This window comes from Streptomyces kronopolitis, assembly GCF_014646275.1.
GTDB lineage: Bacteria > Actinomycetota > Actinomycetes > Streptomycetales > Streptomycetaceae > Streptomyces > Streptomyces kronopolitis.
The window spans coordinates 94953-116932 of sequence record NZ_BMND01000007.1; the positions used below are offsets into that span (position 1 = coordinate 94953).

At 73.3% G+C, this 21980-nt stretch carries 20 protein-coding genes, 2 tRNA genes and 1 pseudogene; 14 read left to right on the forward strand and 9 right to left on the reverse strand.

Features of this window, described 5'->3' with window-relative positions:
* Position 1 precedes the first annotated feature (1 nt).
* A pseudogene (locus IEY78_RS35110) lies at positions 2 to 85 on the reverse strand (DUF397 domain-containing protein); the annotation flags it as partial.
* The gene (locus IEY78_RS10975; protein ID WP_189097471.1) at positions 82 to 912 is read right to left on the reverse strand and encodes a helix-turn-helix domain-containing protein; all 831 of its coding nucleotides are present in this window, start codon (positions 910 to 912) and stop codon (positions 82 to 84) included. The gene IEY78_RS10975 and the pseudogene IEY78_RS35110, both read right to left, overlap by 4 nt.
* A 154-nt stretch (positions 913 to 1066) precedes the next feature.
* Between IEY78_RS10975 and IEY78_RS10980 the strand changes: the two genes are divergently transcribed.
* Positions 1067 to 1381, forward strand: a complete 315-nt coding sequence (locus tag IEY78_RS10980; protein WP_189097472.1) for a hypothetical protein — start codon at positions 1067 to 1069, stop codon at positions 1379 to 1381.
* Here IEY78_RS10980 and IEY78_RS10985 read toward each other — a convergent pair.
* The 3 genes from IEY78_RS10985 to IEY78_RS34810 form a co-directional block, all read right to left on the reverse strand.
* Entirely contained in the window at positions 1345 to 1632 is a 288-nt protein-coding gene (locus tag IEY78_RS10985; protein WP_189097473.1) for a hypothetical protein, read from the reverse strand. The genes IEY78_RS10980 and IEY78_RS10985 overlap by 37 nt on opposite strands.
* A 121-nt stretch (positions 1633 to 1753) precedes the next feature.
* The gene (locus IEY78_RS10990; protein WP_189097474.1) at positions 1754 to 1909 is read right to left on the reverse strand and encodes a DUF7196 family protein; all 156 of its coding nucleotides are present in this window, start codon (positions 1907 to 1909) and stop codon (positions 1754 to 1756) included.
* 248 nt (positions 1910 to 2157) lie between these two features.
* Positions 2158 to 5361, reverse strand: coding sequence for a beta strand repeat-containing protein (locus tag IEY78_RS34810; RefSeq protein WP_189097475.1), 3204 nt, complete (start codon positions 5359 to 5361; stop codon positions 2158 to 2160).
* Positions 5362 to 5737: 376 nt separating this feature from the next.
* Between IEY78_RS34810 and IEY78_RS11000 the strand changes: the two genes are divergently transcribed.
* Positions 5738 to 6526, forward strand: coding sequence for a sulfite exporter TauE/SafE family protein (locus tag IEY78_RS11000; protein ID WP_189097476.1), 789 nt, complete (start codon positions 5738 to 5740; stop codon positions 6524 to 6526).
* Positions 6527 to 6631: 105 nt separating this feature from the next.
* Here IEY78_RS11000 and IEY78_RS11005 read toward each other — a convergent pair whose 3' ends face one another.
* Positions 6632 to 6997, reverse strand: a complete 366-nt coding sequence (locus IEY78_RS11005; protein WP_189097477.1) for a cupin domain-containing protein — start codon at positions 6995 to 6997, stop codon at positions 6632 to 6634.
* Between the two features lie 277 nt (positions 6998 to 7274).
* On the opposite strand from IEY78_RS11005, the gene cutA reads away from it, so the two are divergent.
* Both cutA and IEY78_RS11015 read left to right on the forward strand, forming a co-directional pair.
* Positions 7275 to 7640 (forward strand): divalent-cation tolerance protein CutA, encoded by a 366-nt coding sequence (gene cutA / locus IEY78_RS11010; protein ID WP_189097478.1) that lies wholly within the window; start codon positions 7275 to 7277, stop codon positions 7638 to 7640.
* 1 nt (position 7641) lies between these two features.
* Positions 7642 to 8640 (forward strand): trypsin-like serine peptidase, encoded by a 999-nt coding sequence (locus IEY78_RS11015; RefSeq protein ID WP_229699851.1) that lies wholly within the window; start codon positions 7642 to 7644, stop codon positions 8638 to 8640.
* Between the two features lie 27 nt (positions 8641 to 8667).
* Here IEY78_RS11015 and IEY78_RS11020 read toward each other — a convergent pair whose 3' ends face one another.
* The gene (locus IEY78_RS11020) at positions 8668 to 9390 is read right to left on the reverse strand and encodes a SanA/YdcF family protein (protein WP_373294111.1); all 723 of its coding nucleotides are present in this window, start codon (positions 9388 to 9390) and stop codon (positions 8668 to 8670) included.
* Positions 9391 to 9540: 150 nt separating this feature from the next.
* Here IEY78_RS11020 and IEY78_RS11025 point away from each other — a divergent pair, with 150 nt between their 5' ends.
* From IEY78_RS11025 to IEY78_RS11060, 8 genes are all read left to right on the forward strand, one after another.
* A complete protein-coding gene (locus tag IEY78_RS11025) occupies positions 9541 to 10032 on the forward strand; it encodes a gamma-glutamylcyclotransferase family protein (protein ID WP_189097479.1) in 492 nt (163 codons plus the stop codon).
* Positions 10033 to 10166: 134 nt separating this feature from the next.
* Positions 10167 to 11180: an adenosine deaminase gene (locus IEY78_RS11030; protein ID WP_373294112.1), complete on the forward strand. Its 1014-nt coding sequence runs from the start codon at positions 10167 to 10169 to the stop codon at positions 11178 to 11180.
* A 152-nt stretch (positions 11181 to 11332) separates the two neighbouring features.
* Entirely contained in the window at positions 11333 to 12220 is an 888-nt protein-coding gene (locus IEY78_RS11035) for a sirohydrochlorin chelatase (protein WP_189097481.1), read from the forward strand.
* Positions 12217 to 13530 carry a deoxyguanosinetriphosphate triphosphohydrolase gene (locus IEY78_RS11040; protein WP_189097482.1) on the forward strand — a complete coding sequence of 438 codons (1314 nt, stop codon included), beginning with the start codon at positions 12217 to 12219 and terminating at the stop codon, positions 13528 to 13530. The genes IEY78_RS11035 and IEY78_RS11040 overlap by 4 nt, the downstream gene beginning before the upstream one ends.
* Before the next feature lie 251 nt (positions 13531 to 13781).
* The gene (locus tag IEY78_RS11045) at positions 13782 to 15068 is read left to right on the forward strand and encodes an NAD(P)/FAD-dependent oxidoreductase (protein WP_189097483.1); all 1287 of its coding nucleotides are present in this window, start codon (positions 13782 to 13784) and stop codon (positions 15066 to 15068) included.
* Between the two features lie 9 nt (positions 15069 to 15077).
* On the forward strand, positions 15078 to 16097 hold the full coding sequence (locus IEY78_RS11050) for a threo-3-hydroxy-L-aspartate ammonia-lyase (RefSeq protein WP_189097484.1): 1020 nt from the start codon (positions 15078 to 15080) through the stop codon (positions 16095 to 16097).
* Between the two features lie 73 nt (positions 16098 to 16170).
* A complete protein-coding gene (gene dnaG, locus IEY78_RS11055) occupies positions 16171 to 18087 on the forward strand; it encodes a DNA primase (protein WP_189097485.1) in 1917 nt (638 codons plus the stop codon).
* Positions 18088 to 18282: 195 nt separating this feature from the next.
* The gene (locus tag IEY78_RS11060; RefSeq protein ID WP_308426871.1) at positions 18283 to 19437 is read left to right on the forward strand and encodes an RNA polymerase sigma factor; all 1155 of its coding nucleotides are present in this window, start codon (positions 18283 to 18285) and stop codon (positions 19435 to 19437) included.
* A 129-nt stretch (positions 19438 to 19566) separates the two neighbouring features.
* Here the strand turns inward: IEY78_RS11060 and IEY78_RS11065 are convergent, their stop codons facing one another.
* Together IEY78_RS11065 and IEY78_RS11070 are read right to left on the reverse strand one after the other, a co-directional pair.
* The gene (locus IEY78_RS11065; RefSeq protein ID WP_189097486.1) at positions 19567 to 21048 is read right to left on the reverse strand and encodes an FGGY family carbohydrate kinase; all 1482 of its coding nucleotides are present in this window, start codon (positions 21046 to 21048) and stop codon (positions 19567 to 19569) included.
* A gap of 101 nt (positions 21049 to 21149) precedes the next feature.
* Positions 21150 to 21449: a YtxH domain-containing protein gene (locus tag IEY78_RS11070; protein ID WP_189097487.1), complete on the reverse strand. Its 300-nt coding sequence runs from the start codon at positions 21447 to 21449 to the stop codon at positions 21150 to 21152.
* Between the two features lie 221 nt (positions 21450 to 21670).
* Between IEY78_RS11070 and IEY78_RS11075 the strand changes: the two genes are divergently transcribed.
* Both IEY78_RS11075 and IEY78_RS11080 read left to right on the forward strand, forming a co-directional pair.
* A tRNA-Asn gene (locus IEY78_RS11075) sits at positions 21671 to 21743 on the forward strand.
* A 5-nt stretch (positions 21744 to 21748) separates the two neighbouring features.
* Positions 21749 to 21821: transfer RNA gene (locus tag IEY78_RS11080), tRNA-Asn, on the forward strand.
* The last annotated feature ends 159 nt before the right edge of the window (positions 21822 to 21980 follow it).

Consider the following 21980-nt stretch of genomic DNA (forward strand, 5'->3'; position numbering starts at 1 on the left):
CGAACTCGATGCATTGGCCACCGTTGGCGTCGCTGTAGGACGACTTGATCCATTCGGCAGCGGCGAGATCCAAGCCGGCACTCATGCGCGGTACTCCTTCAGCAGAGTCTTGATCAGGGTGACTGACCGGTCCGGGGACAACGCGTGCGCCCTGAGCAAATCATAATCGTCCAAAGCTGCGTCGACCGTTTGTGCGGAGTCATGCATCCTGCCTCCTACCCGCGTCTCGGTGTAGAGCACCGTGGGGGAGTTCGGGAAACGCAGCACGGTGAACGGTCTCGTGGATGCTGCCGGAGCACCTGCCGAGAACGGCATCACTTGAAGCTTGATGTGCGGTGAAGCGGCCGCCGCCAGCAGGAACTCAAGCTGACCGGCCATGACTTGGGCGCTTCCCACGATCGTTCGTAGGCACGCCTCGTGCAGGATGCTCCACAGGAAGGGAGGAGTGTTCAGGTCGAATACGTCGCGGCGCCGCAATCGGGCGGCGACCTTGGCCTCAATGGCATCCTCGTCCTCACGGGAGAAGTACCCCTGGAAGAGGGCCCGTGAGTAGCCATCCGTTTGAAGGATTCCCTTCACCACGTTCGCCGAATAATCGAGTATCCGCGAAGCCTTCCGCTCCAGGTTCAGATACGGCACGAACCAACTCGGGTGGTCGCCCTCGTCGATCCGTCGCAGCAGGCCGGCGAACAGTTCGCCCGTGCCGAAGACCGTGTCGCAGCCCTTGGCGAACTTCTCGCTCGGGCGGGGCAGCATCGTGCCGGACTCGACCTTGCTGACGTACCCCTCGGAGTAGCCCGTGGCCTTGCCCAGGTGCTTCTGGGTGAGCTTGCGGGCCAGGCGTACCTGTCTGACGTCACGGCCGAAACGCTGTAGCGGATTCAAGTGCTCGGGTGGGGTCGTCTCGTCCAACGCTTTGACCTCTTGTGATGGGAGCGCGCGCCCTGGGCGCGGCAGGTCGCAGGCTTGAGTGCCGCTGACTCAAGCACCCCGATTCTATTGCCCGTCGCGTTGTTCCAGTGACGATTTGACTACACCAGGTGTCCATCAGTAGGGAGTTGAGGAGATGGCCGATCCTGTCGCGCGGCTGCTGCCGTGGTCGAGCCCGGACGGGAACCCGTGCTTCGTGATCGGGTCCGGGTACGTGTCCCGGGTCGCCGACACCGTCGAGGAGGAACAGCTCGCCTCGGCCGTCGATCTCATCGCCGAGGCGCGGTGCGTGCTCGCGGGGCGCGGGTGGACGTCCGGGGAGCTTCAGCTGCTGACCGTCGAGCTGACCGAGGCGCTGATGGCGGTGCACCGGGTCGCGGTGAGCCGGGGTGCGCGCCTGGTCTGCGCCGATGTTCAGTCGAGCCAGCGCGAGGCGAGCCCGGCGACGTAGGAGAGCGACAGGGCGGTGGTGGCGAGTTGCAGCGCGAGGCTGCCACCGGCCCAGTGCGTGAGGGCGGTCATCGCGGCGGCGACCCAGATGCTCGTGCACCAGCTGCAGCTGACCAGGTACGAGGGTTTGGAGTCGTCGCCGAAGCGGTTGGCGATCCAGATGCGGAAGCCGGCGGCGAGGGTGTCCTTCGTGATGAATCGGGTGAGGCGGCAGGTGGCGCCGAGGGAAAGCAGAAACTCTGCGAGGTGCATGGGGAAGGTCCGTCCTCTCACCGTGAGTTCCCCGGGAAGCCGGACCGCCGGGCCGCGGCGAAGGTGCTCGCCGCGGCCCGGCCGTGACCGGCGCGTTCCGCTCGCGTCGGGGCGAAGGTGGTTACTGGCCGATGGTGACGACGGTGCCGGTGCCGCCCGCGCGCTCGTTGGCGGCGTCGGCCTCCTGCTTGGTGGGGAACTGGCGCACGGTGCCATCGGGCAGGAACAGCTGGTAGACGGTGATGCTCTGACGGTCTCCGCCGCAGTTGCAGGCCATGTCCTGTCTCCTTGTCGTGAGGTGCGGGGTCGTGCTGTGCGGGGTCGTGAGGTGCGGGCCGGCGTGCGGGTGTCGACCGCCCGCCGGCCGTTCGTGGAGGCCTATCCTTGGGGCCCTACAGCCGTCCCCCGTAGTTGCGTTACGGGGGACGGCTGTGGTGTCGGGGCCGCTCAGCGACCCTGGGCCGGTGTCACGGGTTCAGGCGGGCGGCGGCACGGTGCCGGCTGTGCCGCATGCGCGCCGGGCGGTCACAGGAGGCAGGGCAGCAGGACGTTGGTCGACGTCTGCGTCCCGCTGGTGGCGGTGTAGGTGGCGTAGGCCAGCTGCGCGAGGGTGAGGGTGGCCGTGCAGCTGGCGTTGCCGCTCGCGTCGGCCACGGCGGTGCACACCACGGGGCCGAGGAGGGGGGCGACGCCCAGGCGGAACGTGACCGTCGAACCCGGGGTCGCGCCACTCGCACTGAACGTGGCGTGCGCGGACAGCGGGACCGGGAAGTCCAGCCGGTAGCAGGCCGGGTGCGCGACGAGTCCGGACACCGGGCCGACGTTCACGGTCGTGGTCGCGAGGACGCCGGTGCAGGTGCAGGAGCTGGTACCGGCGATCACGGTGGCCGTGACGACGTTGGCTCCGGCGGGCAGCAGGCTGGTGGTCACGGTGGCGGTGCCGGCGGCAGTGGTGATGCCGACGCCGATGGGTCCGCTGGTGGTGCTGAACAGGACCGTCGCGCCGACGACCGGGGCGCCGCCGCAGGTGACGGTGGCGGTGAGGGTGACGGGCTGGCCGACGGCCGGGTTGGCGGGCGTCGAGGCCAGCGTGACCACGCAGCTCTGCGGCGCGGTGACGGTCACCGTCGTGGTCGCGTTGCTGCCGAGGCAGGTGCAGGTGCTGGTGGCGGCGATCACGGTGGCCGTGACGACGTTGGCGCCGATGGGCAGCAGGCTGGTGGTCGCGGTGGCGGCGCCGGTGGCCGTGGTGACGCCGATCGCGATGGGTCCGGAGGTGCTGGTGAACAGGACCGTCGCGCCGACGACCGGGGCGCCGCCGCAGGTGACGGTGGCGGTGAGGGTCACGGGCTGCCCGACGGTCGGGTTGGCCGGGGTCGAGGTGAGGGTGACGGCGCAGCTCTGCCGGGGCGTGACGTTCACGGTCGTGGTCGCGGAGACGCCGGTGCAGGTGCAGGTGGTGGTGGCGGCGGCCACGGTGGCGGTCACCACGGTCGCGCCGGCGGGGAGCAGGCTGGTGGTCGTGGTGGCGGTGCCGGAGGCGTTGGTGACGCCGACGCCGATGGGTCCGCTGGTGGTGCTGAACAGGACCGTCGCGCCGGCGACCGGGGCGCCGCCGCAGGTGACGGTGGCGGTGAGGGTGACCGGCTGGCCGACGGTCGGGTTGGCGGGGGAGGAGGTGAGGGTGACGGCGCAGCTCTGCGCGGGCGCGACGGTCACGGTCGTGGTCGCGGAGACGCCGACGCAGGTGCAGGTGGTGGTGGCTGCCGCCACGGTGGCCGTCACGACGTTGGCGCCGGCGGGAAGCAGGCTGGTGGTCGTGGTGGCGGTGCCGGAGGCGTTGGTGACGCCGACGCCGACGTTCCCGGCGCTGGTGGAGAAGACGACCGTTGCGCCACTGACCGGGGCGCCGCCGCAGGTGACGGTGGCGGTGAGGGTCACGGGCTGCCCGGCGGTCGGGGTGGCCGGCGACGAGGTCAGCGTGACGGCGCAGCTCTGCGCGGGCGCGACGGTGACCGTCACGTTCGCCGAGATGCCGACGCAGGTGCAGGTGGTGGTGGCGGCGACCACGGCGGCGGTCACCACGGTGGCGCCCACCGGCAGCGCGCTGGTGGTCGCGGTGGCGGTGCCGGCAGCGGTGGTGACACCGACGCCGACGGTTCCGGCGCTGGTGGAGAAGACGACGGTCGCGCCACTGACCGGGGCGCCGCCGCAGGTGACGGTGGCGGTGAGGGTCACGGGCTGGCCGGCGGTCGGGTTGGCGGGCGACGAGGTGACGGTGACGACGCAGTTCGTGGGCGCGGTGACGTTCACGGTCGTGGTCGCCGCGATCCCGACGCACGTGCAGGTGGTGGTGGCGGCCGCCACGGTGGCCGTCACCACGGTGGCACCGGCGGGCAGCGCGCTCGTGGTCACTGTGGCGTTGCCTGAGGCGTCGGTGGTGCCCACTCCGATGTTCCCGGCGGTGGTGGTGAAGGCGACCGTCGCGCCGGCGACCGGGGCGCCGCCGCACGTGACGTGGGCGGTGAGGGTGACCGGCTGGCCGACGGCCGGGTTGGCGGGCGACGAGGTGAGGGTCACGGCGCAGTTGACCGGCGCGGCGACGTTCACGGTGACGTTCGCGAAGATGCCGATGCACACACAGGTGGTGGTGGCGGCGATCACGGTGGCCGTCACGACGGTGGCCCCGACCGGCAGCGCGCTGGTGGTCAACGTGGCGTCGCCGAGGGGAGAGGTGACGCCGACGCCCAGGGACCCGGCGGTGGTGGCGAAGGCGACTGTCGCGTTCGGCACGGGAACGCCGTCGCAGGTGACGTGGGCGGTCAGCGTCACGGGCTGGCCGGCGGTCGGGGTGGCGGGCGACGAGGTCAGGGTGACGACGCAGTTCGATGCGGCGGCGACGGTCACGCTCAGGTTCGCGAAGGCGCCGATGCACACACAGGTGGTGGTGGCGGCGATCACGGTGGCCGTGATGAGGTTGACGCCGGGGAGCAGCACGCTGGTGGTGACGCTGGCGGTGCCGAGGGCGTCGGTGACGCCGACGCCCAGGGATCCGGAGGTGGTGGCGAAGACGACCGTCGCGCCGTTCACCGGGGCGCCGTCACAGGTGACGGTGGCGGTGAGGGTGACCGGCTGGCCCGCGGTCGGGGTGGCGGGCGACGAGGTCAGGGTAACCACGCAGTTCGACGCGGCGGCGACGGTCACGCTCGCGCTCGCGAAGATGCCGATGCACACACAGGTGGTGGTGGCGGCGATCACGGTGGCCGTGATGAGGTTGACGCCGGGGAGCAGCACGCTGGTGGTGACGCTGGCGGTGCCGGTGCCGTCGGTGATGCCGACGCCCAGGGATCCGGCGGCCGTGGCGAAGACGACCGTCGCACCCGGTACGGCGTCGCCGTTGCAGGTGACGGTGGCGGTGAGGGTGACCGGCTGGCCCGCGGTCGGGGTGGCGGGCGACGAGGTCAGCGTGACCACGCAGTCCGTCCCCGCGGTGATGGACAGGGTGGCGGTCGCGGCCCCACTGAGCGGACCGGCGGCAGCCACTGTTCCCGGGGTGGTCGCGGTGAAGGTGACGGACGCGTTCCCGGAGATGTCGGCGAGCACTGTCTGCGGCGCCGCCGCATCGTAGGTGAAGGTGATCGCCTCTGCCGGTGCGGCACCGGTGACCGCGGCCGTGAAGGACGCCCCTACCGCAACAGAAGACGGTGTGAGGGTGAGAGCGAGTGCCATGTTGGACAGCCCCTTTCGAAGGCTCCACGAGGGAGGTGGGGGCTGCTGCACGCCAGGGGAAGAACTCTCCCCGCACGCGTTCGCCTGCCGGGGGGTGCCCTGAAGAACAGGACAAAATCGCCGCATGACGGCAGTTGTCCCTGGTCCCCCGACAGGGGATGGGCACCCCACCGTCGGTAGCACCGATTGAAGTGACCGCCCTGACGGCACACCACAGTTGGGGAGCGAATTAGCCTGATCGGCGCAGCGCGCATCGTGGTGCGGTACCGGCTCCGGCCGGATGCGGCGGGCGTTCCCGCTGGTGACGGGCGCGCCTCCCGAGTGTCCGGCGGCCGGATCTTCCCCCGTCGCGGCGCGCGGTCCCTAGGATCACCGGGTGCCCGCTGACATATCGCTGTTCACGCTGTCCCTGCTCGCGCTGGCCGCCCTCGCGGCGGGCTGGATCGATGCCGTGGTCGGTGGTGGCGGACTGCTGCTGCTCCCGGCCCTGTTGGTCGGTCTCCCGCACACGCCCGCCGCCTACGTGCTGGCCACCAACAAGTCCACCGCCATCGTCGGCACCTCCGCGGCCGCGGTCACCTACGTCCGCAAGACCCCGATCGACGTCCCGACGGCGCTGCGGATCGGCCTGGCCGCGATGGCCGGATCGCTGGGCGGGGCGTTCTTCGCGGCGGGCATCAACAGCGCGGTGCTGCGGCCGCTGATCATGGTCGTGCTGCTGGCGGTGCTCGTCTTCGTCCTCGTCCGCCCCGGCTTCGGCACCGCCCCCGCGCCCTCGGGCCCGGTCACCGCCCGGCGGATCGCGGCCGCCGTCCTCGTCGCCGGCCTGGGCATCGGCTTCTACGACGGCCTGATCGGGCCCGGCACCGGCGCGTTCCTGATCCTCGCGCTCGCCGCGCTGCTGCACATGGACCTGGTCACCGCCTCGGCCACCGCCAAGGTCGTCAACGTCTGCACCAACATCGGCGCGCTGACCATGTTCTCGATCCAGGGCACCGTGCTGTGGCAACTGGGCGGTGTGCTCGCGCTGTTCAACCTCGCCGGCGGGATGGCGGGCGCCCGGATGGCGCTCAAGCGCGGCGCGGGCTTCGTCCGCGGGGTGCTGGTGGTCGTGGTCGTGGCGCTGCTGTGCAAGCTCGCCTTCGACCAGTGGCTGGCGGGCTGACCGGACGCCGACCGGGCCCGCGAGAGTACATAACGTTCAGAAAAGCGTGAAAACTCGGAAGGTGGGAGACGGGCCGGGAGGCCGGGTGCGGCGCTCCGCAGGCCGCTATGCCCCGGCCACCGCCGCGGTCGGCCGCCGGTGCTCCCCGTCCGGAATCTCCGTGACGGCCGTGAACAGCACCGCCGCGTCGTCGAGGGCCATCAGGCCGTTCCTCTCGCGCGGGGTCATGGCGACCTGGCCGGCCGTCAGTTCCTGGCCGCCGCCGGACCCCGTCACCCGGACCCGCCCGTGAAGTACCTGGAGGCTGGCGGCCGGAGGGGCGTTGTGCTCGTCCAGTACGGTGCCGGCGATCAGCGCGATCACGCTCTGCCGCAGCGGGCCGTCGTGCAGGAAGAGATGGCCGCTGCGCCCGTGGGCGGAGGCCCGGGCGTCGTCGAGCTGCTGGCGGGCGAGTGCGCTGAGGTCGTCCATGATGCGGGCCTTTCGCGTGCGGACCGGCGGGCCGGGCTCCCCTTCCATCGTTGCCGGTGCACGAAGCCGCGCAACCGGGGAGTTCGCGCGCGCCGGGCCGGACCTCCGCGGCGGGTGCGCAGCGGCGTCCGGGTGCAACCCGCGCCGGGCGGGCCAAGTCACTTACGGGATGATCATGTCGGTCCGTACGATGCATTGCGGTCCGGCGCCATCGGACAGGCGTGCTTGTCCGGTGCGGCCCCACCGTCCCGTCCCCCCACCGCGAAGGATGCGCAACGTGGCCGACCCGAGTGACCCGAACGACGTGCCCGACCCCACCGGGCGGCAGGCCCGGTTCCTGACCGTCATGACCACCATCGACAGCGAAGCCAAGGCCGGGCGACTGGCCCGCGGCGCGATCGAGGGCAGGCTCGCCGCCTGCGCCCAGATCGGCGCCCCGGTGACCTCGGTGTTCCGCTGGGACAACGCGGTCGAGACCAGCCAGGAATGGCAGGTGCTCTTCAAGACGGCCGAAGCGCGCTACGAGGCGCTGGAGGCCTATCTCCTCGACGCACACGACTACGACACCCCCGAGATCATCGCCACCCCCGTCACCCGAGGTGGCGCCGGGTATCTGTCCTGGGTCACCAAGGAGACGAGCTGACGTGCAGCACGACCACACGGGGAACCACCGGATGACCCGAGCCGAGCAGCGGCGCCGCAACCGCCGGTGGCGCAGGGGCGCGACGGCCGCCGTCGGCCTCGCGGTGTGCCTGGCCACCGCGCCCTTCGGACACGCCGTCGACGGCACCCGGCAGCAGGCGCCGGAGGCCGAGCACCCCGCCACCGGCGCCAACTGGACCAGCCGGGACGCCACCGCCTACTGGACGGCGGAGCGGATGGCGGCCGCCGCGCCCACCGGGCCCCACGCCCGTACCTCCGCCCTGGCCGCCAAGTCCGCCCCGGACTCCGCCAGACGCGCCGCCACCGCACGGCACTTCGACGGCATCCCGTCCATCGGCGTGCTGTTCTCCGTCGACGGGGACGCCCGCGCCCACCACTGCACCGCCAGCGTGGTGCACAGTCCGCACGGCAATCTGATCCTCACCGCCGGGCACTGCCATCCGGGCACCCGCGCCGCCTTTGTCCCGCAGTATCGTTCCGGCGCGACCACCCAGCCCTACGGGGTGTGGGCGATAGACGACACCTTCGCCTACCCGGGGCGCGGTACCAGCGGCGACGGCGCGGACCTCGACTTCGCCTTCGCCACCGTCGCCCCCGATGACGACGGCCGCCGCGTCGAGGACGTCACCGGCGGCAACACCCTCGGCCCGACGCCCGGTTACAGCAACGACGTGACCGTCATCGGCTACCCCAACGTCCGCAACGACCCCCAGGACCGGGCCGTGCGCTGCGCCACCCGCACCAGCCGGCTGTCCGGCACCCGCCAACTGCGCATGGACTGCGGCGGGTTCTACGGCGGCACCTCCGGCAGCCCCTGGCTGAGCGACTACGACGAGGACAGCCGCACCGGCCGGGTCATCGGCCTGATCGGCGGCCTCAACGGCGGCGGCCCCAAGGGCCCGGACAACGACCGGACCAGCTACAGCCCGTACTTCGGAACGAAGATCCTCAGTCTCTACGCCCGCGCGACGAAGGGCTGAACCCGGGGTGGCGGCGGCGCGCGGTCCCTACCGCAGCGCCTCCGTCACCCCCTTCTCCCGCGGCCCCAGGAAGTGCGGATCGGGCCGCCACAGCGCCTCCAGCGAGGCCTTTCCGGCCGCGAGGATCTCCCGGACACCGCCGTACGCCCAGGTCACATCGTGCTTCGCGGCGACGGCGACCCCGTAGGAGTCGACCCCGGCCGCGCCGCACAGCGCCAGCGCCCGCCGGATGTGGAAGCCCTGGCTGACCAGCACCGCGCGGTGCACACCGAAGATCCGGCGGGCGCGGCTGCAGGAGTCCCAGGTGTCGAAGCCCGCGTAGTCGCTGACGATCCGGCGGGCCGGGACGCCGTGCCGCAGCAGATAGCCGCGCATCGCGTCCGGCTCGTCGTAGTCGCGCCGGCTGTTGTCGCCGGTGACCAGGACGGCGCGGACCGTGCCCCGGTGGTACAGCGCGGCGGCCGCGTCCAGCCGGTGCGCGAGATACGGCGACGGTTCGCCGTTCCACAGGCCCGCGCCGAAGACGAGAGCGACCGGCGCGGCGGGCGCGTCCGCCACCGTGCGCACCCGCGGCCCCGCGGTCGCGTTCAGCCAGGTCGCCGGCGCCAGCGCCAGCACCGTCAGCGCCACCACGGCCTGGAACGCCCGGCGTTGGCCCCGCCGGGTCCGCGGCGGCCGCAGCCGCCGCCCGGCTTGCCGTATCCGCCGCACCTGCTGCCGTATTCGCCGCACCGGCTCCGGCTCCCGCATCTGCGCCCGTCCCGCCCCGCGTCGCCGCTCGCGTATCCGATCGTGCCCGTCCGTGATCCCGCAGGCTGCGACGCCGGCGACGGGTCGGCGGTTGCACCGGCGGCCTGGCATCGTGGCCGGGGGAGACCGCGTCCCGGAGAGGAAACCCCCATGACCACCGAGCCCGAGCGGCTGCCGTTCTTCGTCTACGGAACGCTGCGCCCCGGCGAGGCCAACCACGCCCGGACCCTGCGCGGCCGCACCGCCGCCGAGGAACCGGCCCACATCCGCGGGGCCCTGCTCTACGACGGCCCCGGATACCCGTACGCGACGGCCGGGCCCGCCGACGCGGTGGTGCACGGCGATCTGGTCCGGCCCCGGGACGCCGACTACGACGAGGTGCGGGCGGTGCTGGACCGGCTGGAGGGCCATGTCCCCGGCGCCCCGGACAACCTCTACGAGCGGGTGCCGGTCGACGCGGTGCTGGCCGACGGCCGCACCGTCCGCGCCTGGGTCTACCTTGCCGCCGCCCCGCTCGCCGCCCGCCTGCGCAGCACCGCCTCCCCGCTCGCCGGCGGCGACTGGCGCGGCACCCGGGCGGAACACGGGCGGCCGCCGGCCGGTCCGGGGCGCCGCCGCGGCCGCCCGCCGCACCCCGGCTAACCTGGACGACTCCGCCCCGGCGGAGGACCCCCGTCCGCTTTCCCGCAGTTCCTGGCAGTCCGTTCCCCGTAGTACCCCGCAGTTCGCTGTAGTTCCCCGTCGTTTTCCCGTACCGCAGAACAGGTGTGACCCGCGTGCCTTCCTCCCCGTCCGCTCCCGCCCCCGCGCCGCTGCCCAAGGCGGAGCTGCATCTGCACATCGAGGGCACCCTGGAGCCCGAACTCGCCTTCGCGCTCGCCCGGCGCAACGGCATCGAACTGCCCTACGCCGACGAGGACGCGCTGCGCCGCGCCTACTCCTTCGCCGACCTCCAGTCCTTCCTGAACCTCTACTACGCGCTGATGGCCGTGCTGCGCACCGAGGACGACTTCGCCGACCTCGCGCACGCCTACCTGGCCCGCGCGAAGGAGCAGGGCGTACGGCACGCCGAGATCTTCTTCGACCCGCAGGCGCACACCGCCCGCGGCGTCCCGATCGGCACCGTCATCGACGGCCTGGCCCGCGCGCTCGACGGCGCCGAGGAGGCCTACGGCATCAGCACCCGCCTGATCATGTGCTTCCTGCGCGACGAGAGCGCCGAGTCGGCCCTGGCGACCTTCGAGGCGGCCCGCCCGCACCTGCACCGCCTCACCGCCGTCGGCCTGGACTCCGCCGAGGTCGGGCACCCGCCGTCGAAGTTCCGGGAGGTCTTCGCGCTGGCGCGGGAGGCCGGGCTCAAGTGCGTGGCGCACGCCGGTGAGGAGGGGCCGCCGGCCTACGTGTGGGAGGCCCTGGACATCCTCGGCGTGGACCGGATCGACCACGGGGTGCGCTGCATGGAGGACGAGCAGCTGGTGGCGCGCCTGGTGGCGGACCAGGTGCCGCTGACCGTCTGCCCGCTGTCCAACGTCCGGCTGCGGGTCATCGACGACCTCGCCGACCACCCGCTGCCCGCGATGCTCGACGCCGGGCTGCTGGTGACCGTCAACTCCGACGACCCCTCCTACTTCGGCGGCTACGCGGAGGACAACTTCCGCGCCGTACGCGACGCCCTCGGCCTCGACCAGGAGACCCTGCGCACCCTGGCCCGCAACTCCTTCCGCGCCGCCTTCCTCGACGAGGCGGCCCGCGCGCGGCATCTGCGGGACGTGGACGCGCACGGGGCGTAGCGCGGACGGTGGTGGCGCCGGGGCACGGGCGGCGGGGCGCCGACCTCGGCCGCCCGTCCCGCCCGGCGGGCCGCCGCCGCTGGCAGCCCGACGGAACACGAACGTCGCGGCCGGGAAACGGCACCGCAACGCCCCGCTGCCACGCTCCCTTCATGACGGCGCCGATACCGCACCCCGCCTCCCGCCCCGCCCCGGTCGCGCCCCTCGTCGGCACGGGGGAGCTGGCCGCCGAGATCGCCGCGCAGCTCAGCAGGCGGCTCCGCGGGGTCCGGCTGCACGGGCCGGTTTCCGCGCGGCCGCCCGCCCCCACCCTCGTCGCGGTCGCCCACGGCAGCCGCGACCCCCGCGCCCTGCCCGCCGTCCGGGCGCTGCTCGACCGGGTCCGCGCGCTGCGCCCCGGACTGCCCGTACGGCTCGGGCACCTGGAGCTGAACCGCCCGCTGCTCAGCGACACCCTCGCCGGGCTGCGCGGCGAGGCCGTCCTCGTCCCGCTGCTCTTCGGCCGCGGGCATCACGTCACCCACGACCTGCCCGCCGCCCTCGCGGACACCCCCCGTCTGACCGGCCGCATCGCCACCCCCCTCGGGCCGCATCCGCTCCTCGCCGAGGCGCTCCACGGCCGCCTCCTGGAAGCCGGCTTCCCCCGGGAACCCGGCCCGCGCACCGCCGTGGTCCTGGCCGCCGCCGGCTCCCGGTCCCCGCGCTCCGCCCGCGACACCGAACGCACCGCGGAGCTGCTCTCGGCCCGGCTCGGGCTCCCGGTCCGCGCCGCCTACGCCTCCGCCGCGGCCCCCACCGTCGCCGACGCGGTCCGGGCGCTGACCGCCCGCGGCCACGACCGCGTCGCCGTGGCCGGCTGCTTCACCGCCCCCGGCCGCTTCGCCACCCGCACCGCCGAGGCCGCCCCCGGCCTCGCCGCCGCCCCCCTGGCGGACCACCCCGCACTGGCCCGTCTCGTGCTGCACCGCTACGACCAGGTGCTGCTCGCACCCACCGGATGCGACGACGAGAGCACCGGGGCGGCTACCGTCGCGGTATGACGGGCACACGACCGACCATCCCCGGCTACACCTCGGCCGACATCGCGCGCTGGGTCACCGAGCCCGACAAACGGCCCGGGCGCACCGCCTTCCAGCGCGACCGCGCCCGGGTGCTGCACTCCGCCGCGCTGCGCCGGCTGGCCGGCAAGACCCAGGTCGTCACCCCCGGCGGACACACCCACGCCTGGGACGCCAGCCCGCGCACCCGGCTGACCCACTCCCTGGAGTGCGCCCAGGTCGGCCGGGAACTCGGCGCCGCCCTCGGCTGCGACCCCGACCTCGTCGAGACCGCCTGCCTGGCGCACGATCTCGGCCACCCGCCCTTCGGCCACAACGGCGAGCAGATCCTCAACGAGGTCGCCGCACCCTGCGGCGGCTTCGAGGGCAACGCCCAGTCGCTGCGGCTGCTGGCCCGCCTGGAGCCCAAGCGCTTCGTGCCCGCCGAGGACGGCACGGCGGTCAGCGTCGGGCTGAACCTCAGCCGCGCCGCCCTGGACGCGGCCACCAAGTACCCCTGGACGCGCGGCACCCACCCCGCCGACCCCGCCTCCCCGAAGTTCGGGGTCTACGCCGACGACCTGCCCGTCTTCGCGTGGTTCCGGCAGGGCGCGCCCGACGGGGCGCAGAGCTTCGAGGCGCAGGTCATGGACTGGTCCGACGACGTGGCCTACTCCGTGCACGACGTCGAGGACGGCCTGCACGCGGGACACCTGGACCCCAACCTCCTGCTCGCGGACGCCGAACGCGCCGAGATCTTCGCCGTCGCCGGTGAGCGCTACGCGCCCGGCGCCGGCCCCGCGGAGCTGGCCGCCGCGCTGGACCGCCTGCTGGAACAGGAGTGGTGGCCGCACGGCTACGACGGCTCCGCGCTCGCCCAGGCCCGCCTCAAGGACGCCACCAGCCAGCTGATCGGCCGCTTCTGCCTGGCCGCCGAGACCGCCACCCGGGCCCAGTGGGGCAGCGGACGGCTCACCCGCTATGGGGCCGAGCTGGTGGTTCCGGACGAAACCCGGCTCGAATGCGCCGTTTTGAAAGCCGTCGCCGACCGGTACGTCATGCAGCGCCCCGACCAGGAAGTGCTCCGCGCCGACCAGCGAGTCGTCCTCGCCGAACTGGCCGAGGCGCTGCTCGCCCGCGCCCCCGACGGCCTTGATCCACAGTTCCGTTCGCTGTTCGACTCGGCCCCCGACGACACCGCGCGGATGCGTGCCGTCATCGACCAGATCGCGGCCCTGACCGACACCTCGGCCCGCTCGCTGCACGCCCGTCTCACCCGGCCGCCCGGTCACCGCGGGGCGAACCGGGGGTGACCCTGGGGGAAAGCCCCTCTTCCGCCCTCACGCTCCGTGCGGGACGCTCGGACCCGGCCGTCCTCGAACGGAGCACCCTGACAACAGCGCACAGCGACACCGGGCCACGGCACCACGGCACACCCCGATCGGCGGCGAACGGGAACCTCGGCGGCGCCCAGCACATCAACGGGGGAGAGGAACCGGGGGGACATCGGGGGCGTTCACGGACGCGGACGCGGACGTACGGCACCGCAACGAGGAGGAAGCAAGTGGTCGACGCACACCAGACGTTCGTCATCGTCGGGGGTGGCCTGGCCGGAGCGAAGGCCGCGGAGACGCTCCGCGCGGAGGGTTTCACCGGCCGGGTGATCCTGATCTGCGACGAGCGCGACCACCCGTACGAGCGCCCCCCGCTCTCCAAGGGGTACCTGCTCGGCAAGGAGGAGCGCGACAGCGTCTTCGTCCACGAACCCGCCTGGTACGCCCAGGCGCACATCGAACTCCACCTGGGCCAGCCCGCCGTCCATCTGGACCCCGAGGCCAGGACCGTCCGCCTCGGCGACGGCACCCTGATCGTCTACGACCGGCTGCTGCTGGCCACCGGCGCCGAACCGCGCCGCCTGGACATCCCCGGCACCGGCCTGGCCGGCGTGCACCACCTGCGCCGCCTCGCGCACGCCGAACGGCTGCGCGGCGTGCTGGCTTCGCTCGGCCGGGACAACGGGCATCTGGTGATCGCGGGCGCCGGCTGGATCGGCCTGGAGGTCGCCGCCGCCGCCCGCTCCTACGGCGCCGAGGTGACCGTCGTCGAGGCCGCTCCCACCCCGCTGCACGGCGTCCTGGGCCCCGAACTCGGCGGCGTGTTCACCGATCTGCACCGCGAACACGGCGTCCGCTTCCACTTCGGCGCCGAACTGACCGAGATCGTCGGACAGGACGGCATGGTGCTCGCGGTCCGCACCGACGACGGCGAGGAGCACCCCGCGCACGACGTGCTCGCCGCGATCGGCGCCGCCCCGCGCACCGCGCTCGCCGAACAGGCCGGGCTCGACCTCGTCGACCGCACGGGCACGAGCGGCGGCGGCATCGCGGTGGACTCCTCGCTGCGCACCTCCGACCCGTACGTCTACGCCGCCGGCGACGTCGCCGCGGCCCCCCTCACCCTCGCGCAGGACGCCCCCGCGGACACCCGCCTGCGGGTCGAGCACTGGGCCAACGCCCTCAACGGCGGCCCGGCCGCGGCCCGCGCCATGCTCGGCCAGGACGCCGGCCACGACCGCCTCCCGTACTTCTTCTCCGACCAGTACGACGTCGCCATGGAGTACACCGGCCACGCCCCGCCCGGCTCGTACGCCCAGGTCGTCTGCCGCGGGGACGTCGCCAAGCGGGAGTTCACCGCCTTCTGGCTCGACGCGGACGGCCGGCTGCTCGCCGGGATGAACGTCAACGTCCCGGACGTCGCCGACACCCTCGGGCAACTGATCCGCTCCGGCGCCCCGTTGGAGCCCGGCGCGCTGGCCGATCCGGACGTGCCGCTGACCGCGCTGCTCCCGTAGCGTGCGGCCATGACAGCGAGCCCCGACGATCCCACCGGCCCCGGCAGCACCGACGTCCCGGACGTCGTCACCTTCGACGACGTCCGGGACGCCGCCCGGCGGCTGGCGGGCGTGGCACACCGCACGCCCGTGCTGCGCTCCCGCACCCTCGACGCACTCGCCGGCGCCGAGATCCACCTCAAGTGCGAGAACTTCCAGCGGGTCGGCGCCTTCAAGTTCCGCGGCGCCTACAACGCCCTGTCCCGGCTGTCCGCGCAGCAGCTCGCCCGCGGGGTCGCCGCCTACTCCTCCGGCAACCACGCCCAGGCCGTCGCGCTGGCCGCCCGGGAGCTGGGAAGCCACGCGGTCATCGTGATGCCCGAGGACGCCCCGGAATCGAAGGCGGCCGCCACCGCCGGATACGGCGCCGAGATCGTCCGCTACGACCGCTACACCGGCGACCGCACCGCCCTGGGCCGCCGGCTCGCCGAGGAGCGCGGCCTGACCCTGATCCCGCCGTACGACCATCCGCACGTCATCGCCGGCCAGGGCACCGCGGCCCTGGAGCTGATCGAGGAGACCGGCCCGCTGGACGCGCTGCTCGCGCCGATCGGCGGCGGCGGGCTGATGGCCGGCTCGGCCCTCGCCGCCACCGCGCTGGCCCCCGGCATCCGCATGATCGGCGTGGAGCCGGCGGCCGGCGACGACACCCTGCGCTCCCTGGCCGCCGGCCACCCCGTCACCATCCCCGTCCCGCACACCATCGCCGACGGCCAGGCCGTCGAGCGGCCCGGCGACCTGACCTTCGCCGTCAACCGGCGGCTGCTCGACTCGGTCGTCCTGGTCAGCGACGACGAGATCCGCGCGGCCATGCGGCTGGCCTTCGAACGCCTGAAGATCGTCACCGAGCCCAGCGGGGCCGCCGCGCTGGCCGCCCTGCTCGCCGGCCGCGTCGAGGTCCCCGGGAGCCCCTCCCGCCCGCGCCGTATCGGCGTGATCGTCTCCGGCGGCAACATCGGCCTGGAGCGGTTCCTGGAGCTCATGGGGTGAGGCGGCGGACGCCGACGGCCGCCGCGGGGGGCGGGCGGCCCGGAGTGTCCGACCCCGGCCGTAGAATTCACGCGTGGCAGGCAGGATCAACGATGACGATGTGAAGGCGGTACGGGACGCGGTCCCGATCGACGCCGTCGTGTCCGAGTACCTCCAGCTCCGCAACGCCGGTGGCGGCAACCTCAAGGGCCTGTGCCCCTTCCACGACGAGAAGTCCCCGTCCTTCCACGTCAGCCCGGCCAAGGGCCTGTACCACTGCTTCGGCTGCCAGGAGGGCGGCGACACCGTCGACTTCATCATGAAGATCGACCACCTCTCCTTCGCCGAGACCATCGAGCGGCTCGCCTCCCAGGCCGGCATCACCCTGCGCTACGAGGAGGGCGGCTACACCCCCGGCCGCCAGCAGGGCGAGCGCACCCGCCTGGTCGAGGCCCACAAGATCGCCGCGCAGTTCTACGCCGAGCAGCTGGACGGCGCCGAGGCCGAGATCGCCCGCGCCTTCCTCGCCGAGCGCGGCTTCGACCAGTCCGCGGCCCAGCACTTCGGCCTCGGCTACAGCCCGGCCGGCTGGGACCACCTCACCCGCTTCCTGCGCGGCCGCGGCTTCAGCGACCAGGAGCTGGTCCTCTCCGGCCTCTCCCAGGAGGGCCGCCGCGGCCCCATCGACCGCTTCCGCGGCCGCCTGATGTGGCCGATCCGCGACATCGCCGGCGAGGTCGTCGGCTTCGGCGCCCGCAAGCTCCGCGAGGACGACAACGGTCCCAAGTACCTCAACACCCCCGAGACCCCCCTCTACCGCAAGTCCCATGTCCTCTACGGCATCGACCTCGCCAAGAAGGAGATCGCCAAGACCAGCCGCGCGGTCGTCGTCGAGGGCTACACCGACGTCATGGCCTGCCACCTCTCCGGCATCACCACCGCCATCGCCACCTGCGGCACGTCCTTCGGCGAGGGCCACATCAAGATCCTCCGCCGGCTGCTGATGGACCACTCCGGCTCCGAGGTCGTCTTCACCTTCGACGGCGACGCCGCGGGCCAGAAGGCCGCCCTGCGCGCCTTCGAGGACGACCAGAAGTTCGCCGCCGAGACCTCCATCGCCATCACCCCCGGCGGCATGGACCCCTGCGATCTGCGCCTGGCCAAGGGCGACGCGGCCGTCGCCGACCTCGTCGAATCCCGCACCCCGCTCTTCGAGTTCGCGCTGCGCCATGTCGCGTCCCGGCACAACCTCGACACCACCGTCGGCCGCGCCGCCGCCCTCGACGAGGCCGCCCCCATCGTCGCCCGCATCAAGAACAGCTCCATCCAGCACGAATCCGCCGTCCAGCTCGCCGGCATGCTCGGCATCCTCGACACCCAGTTCGTCGTCCGCCGGGTCAGCCAGCTCGCCCGCTGGGCCCGCGAACGCGGCCGCGACGCCGGCCCCGATCAGTCCCGCCCGCAGCAGCGCCACGGCCAGGCCGCGCCCCCCGAGCAGGCCCGCCCCGCCGGCCCGCGCGGCCCGGCGCTCAACCTCCGCAGCCCCGCCCGGCGCGTCGAGCGCGAACTCCTCAAACTCGCGCTGCAACGCCCCGACCTGGTCTCCCCGGCCTTCGACGCCTACGGAGCCGACGAGTTCACCGCCCCGCCCTACGCCGTCGTCCGCCAGTGCATCGAGGACGCCGGCGGTGCCACGGCCGGCGCCGCCGACCCGTCCTACGTCCCCCGGGTCCGCGAGGCCGCCCCCGACGACACCGTCCGCGCCATGGTCACCGAGCTCGCCGTCGAACCCCTGCTGACCCGCCGGGACCCCGACGAGGCCTACGCCGGCGTCCAGTTGGCCACCGTCCGCATCGCCGCCGTCGACGCCCGGATCGCCGATCTGGAGGGCGCCGCCCGCCGCAGCGAGGCCCAGGGCGACCACGCGGGCTCCGCCGCCATGCTCCAGGAGCTGTGGGTCCTCCAGCAGTACGGCAAGACCCTGCGCGAGCGCGGCGCCGCCGCCCTGTAGTCCCCGATCGGGCTCCCGGAGCCCGCCGCGCTCACCCCGCCGTAGCCGTCCGGTCACGGAACGGACTCAAAAAGTGCTCGCACGCCCCTCGTGGCAGGCGCGTGTCGTACTCCACACTGAGAAGCGGTGCCTGAGTCCTCGGAGCGCGGCGGGCCCGGACGCACCCCACCCCGAACCTCCGCGGAACCGCTCTCGATGTACGGGACGGACGGCGGCCCGGCCGCAACCGTGCCCGACCTTTCTGCCGCCTCAGCAGCGATCACCCTGGAGGTCGCCCCCGTGCAGAGCCAGACCCTCGCCGACGCGCAGGCCGCCGAAGAACCGGTCAAGGATCAGGCCGCGCAGCCGCCCACCGTGCCGCAGCAGGCCGAACCCCCCGCCGCCGAGATGATCGTCGAGGAGATCATCCCCGAGCCGGCGCCGCGCACCGAGGCGGGCAGCCCGTCCTCCGACCTCTTCCGCCAGTACCTCCGCGAGATCGGCCGGATCCCGCTGCTCACCGCCGCCGAGGAGGTCGAACTCGCCCGCCGCGTCGAGGCCGGCCTCTTCGCCGAGGAGAAGCTCACCAGCACCCCCGACCTCTCCTCCCGCCTCGCCGTCGACCTCGACCGGCTGGTGGTCCTGGGCCGGATGGCCAAGCGCCGCCTGATCGAGGCCAACCTGCGCCTGGTGGTCTCCGTCGCCAAGCGCTACGTCGGCCGCGGCCTGACCATGCTCGACCTCGTCCAGGAGGGCAACCTCGGGCTGATCCGCGCCGTCGAGAAGTTCGACTACGCCCGCGGCTACAAGTTCTCCACGTACGCCACCTGGTGGATCCGCCAGGCGATGTCCCGCGCCCTGGCCGACCAGGCCCGCACCATCCGCGTCCCGGTCCACGTCGTCGAACTGATCAACCGCGTCGTCCGGGTCCAGCGCCGGATGCTCCAGGAACGCGGCTACGAGCCCACCCCCGAGGAGGTCGCCGCCCATCTCGACCTGACCGGGGAGCGCGTCAGCGAGGTCCTCCGGCTCGCCCAGGAGCCGGTCTCGCTGCACGCCCCCGTCGGCGAGGAGGAGGACGTCGCCCTCGGTGATCTCATCGAGGACGGCGACGCGGCCTCACCCGTCGAATCCGCCGCGTTCCTGCTGCTGCGTGAGCACCTCGACGCGGTCCTGTCCACCCTCGGCGAGCGCGAGCGCAAGGTCGTCCAGCTCCGTTACGGCCTCGCCGACGGGCGCCCCCGCACCCTGGAGGAGATCGGCCGGATCTTCGGCGTCACCCGCGAACGTATACGGCAGATCGAGTCCAAGACGCTGAACAAACTCCGCGACCACGCCTTCGCCGACCAGCTCCGCGGCTACCTGGACTGACGCCGCGGAGCCCGGACCGCCCCGGCGCGCGGCTGCCCCGGTGCACGGCCGCTCCGGCGTACGGACCGCCCTGGTATACGAACGGCCCCGGCGTACGGACGGCCTCGGCGTTACGGGACCGCCCCGGCCTCACGCCTCCCGCTGGAACGCCCCCGGATAGGCCTCGTCCCGCACCGCCATGTACTGCTGGCGCACGGCCCGGCCCACCGGCAGCTCCTCACCCGGCTCGAAGACCTGGCTCGCCGCCGCCGGCCACTGCGGCGGATCGATCCAGGGCGCCCCGCCGCCCGGCCCGGCCTCCGCGCCCGGCGCCGGGGCGAGCGTGCCGTGCGCCACGCCCCACGCCCAGGCCGCCTGCCGCGCCGCACCCAGCGCCGCGTAGTCACCCGGCTGCGGCACCACCACCGGCACCCCGAACAGCCCCGGAGCCGCCGCCTGCACCGCGCCCAGATCCGCCGCCGCACCCAGCAGGAACACCCGGCGCACCGCCACCCCGCGCCCCCGCAGCACGTCCAGCGCGTCCGCGAGCCCGCAGAGCATGCCCTCCACGGCCGCCCGCGCCAGATGCTCCGGCTTCATGCTCTCCCGCCGCATACCGTGCAACGACCCCGCGGTGTGCGGCAGATGCGGCGTCCGCTCACCCTCCAGATACGGCAGCAGCACCATGCCGTACGCGCCGGGCGACGACTTCAGCGCCAGCTCGGACAGCCCTTCCAGGTCCGTGCCCAGCAGCTCCGCCGCACCGCGCAGCACCCGCACCGCGTTGCTGGTGTGCACCACCGGCAGATGCCGCCCGGTCGCGTCCGCGAACGAGGTGATCGTCCCCGTCGGGTCGGCCAGCGCCTCGTGATGGATCCCGAACACCGACCCCGAGGCGCCCAGCGACACCACGGCGTCGCCCTCCCCGACGCCGAGCCCGAAGGCCGCCGCCATCGTCTCGCCCGTACCGGCCGAGATCAGCAGCCCCTCCGGGGTGAACCCGGCCGTCCCCGACGGGCTCAGCACCTCCGGCAGCCGCACCTGATGGCCCAGCGCCAGCTCCACCAGATCCGGCCGGTAGGTCGCGGTCGCCGTCGACCAGAACCCGGTCGCCGAGGCCCCGCCGCGGTCCGTGGTCCGCCGGGCGGGACGCCCCAGCAGCTGCCACGCCAGCCAGTCCTGCGGCTGCATGATCTCCGCGATCCGCGCCGCGTGCGCCGGCTCTGTACGCGCCAGCCAGCGCATCTTCGTCACCGGATGGGTCGCCTGCGGCACCGCCCCGACGGCCTGCGCCCAGGCGCTGCGCCCGCCGAGTGAGTCGATCAGATCCGCCGCCGCGCTCTGCGCCCGCTTGTCGTTGCCCACCAGCGCGGGCCGCACGAGGTTGCCCTCGACGTCCAGCGGCACCAGGCCGTGCGCCTGCGCCGAGACCCCGATCGCCTGCACCCCTTCGAGCAGCCCGTTGCCGGCCGCCTCACCCAGGGAAACCAGCCATGCCTGCGGATCGGCCTCGGGCCCCTTCTCGACAGGGTGCGGCGCATAGCCCTGCCTGATCACGGCACCCGTGTCCGCATCGCAGACCACGATCCGTGTGCTTTCGGACGAACTGTCCAATCCGGCGACTATCCCCATGGCTTTAGATGATGCCGCATGTGACGGATAAGGAAAGAGCCAGGGTTTCCCGGCCGGGCACGGCCCATGGCCGCCCCGGCCGGGCTCCGCGTCCGGCCGGCTCAGGTATTGCTCGTGCCCCAGTCGTCCTGGTCGGAGCCGCGCTGCTCGCGCAGTGCGCGGACCCGGTCGGTGACGGCCTGCGGCATCCGCTCCCCGACCTTGGCCGACACCGTCCCGAAGGCCTTCGACGCCGCGTCCCGCCCGGTCAGCGCCGCTGACTCGGCGGTGTTCCGGACCGCCGGATTCTGGGTGACACGCTGGGCGGCCTTGCGGAGCTGCTCATACCGTTCCCGGCCGGCTCGTGCGCCGAGCACGTACCCGGTGGCCAGACCCGCGATGAACGTGAGCCGGTAGCGCATGGCTCCACCTTTCCCTCTCGTCGGTCCCGTCCGGTGCCGGTACGCACCGGAGTGCCGGGCTGTGCCGCGCGCCTACCCTCCGGGGCCGGAGATCACCCGAGGTGACCTCCGGCGATACCGATTGGCGGAGCACCCCCCTGCTTGCGCTAATGTATGTGTCGCAGCGAGCGCGCGCCGTCCGGTTCCCCCGGACAGCGGTGCATTCGAGGCACACAGAGCAATCCCCTGTAGCTCAATTGGCAGAGCAGCCGGCTGTTAACCGGCAGGTTACTGGTTCGAGTCCAGTCGGGGGAGCTCGGTCCCCTGTAGCTCAATTGGCAGAGCATTCGGCTGTTAACCGGAGGGTTACTGGTTCGAGTCCAGTCGGGGGAGCAGAGAGAACGAGGACCCCGCGAGGGGTCCTTTTTCTTGTGCCATGGAACCGAACCCCGGGCGATCGCGGTCCTCTTGAACGTGCGTGGTCGCCGGACGGCAGCCCTCACGGGCAGCAGATCGTATGAGCGGCTATGCTGCGGCAGACGGCGCGCACAA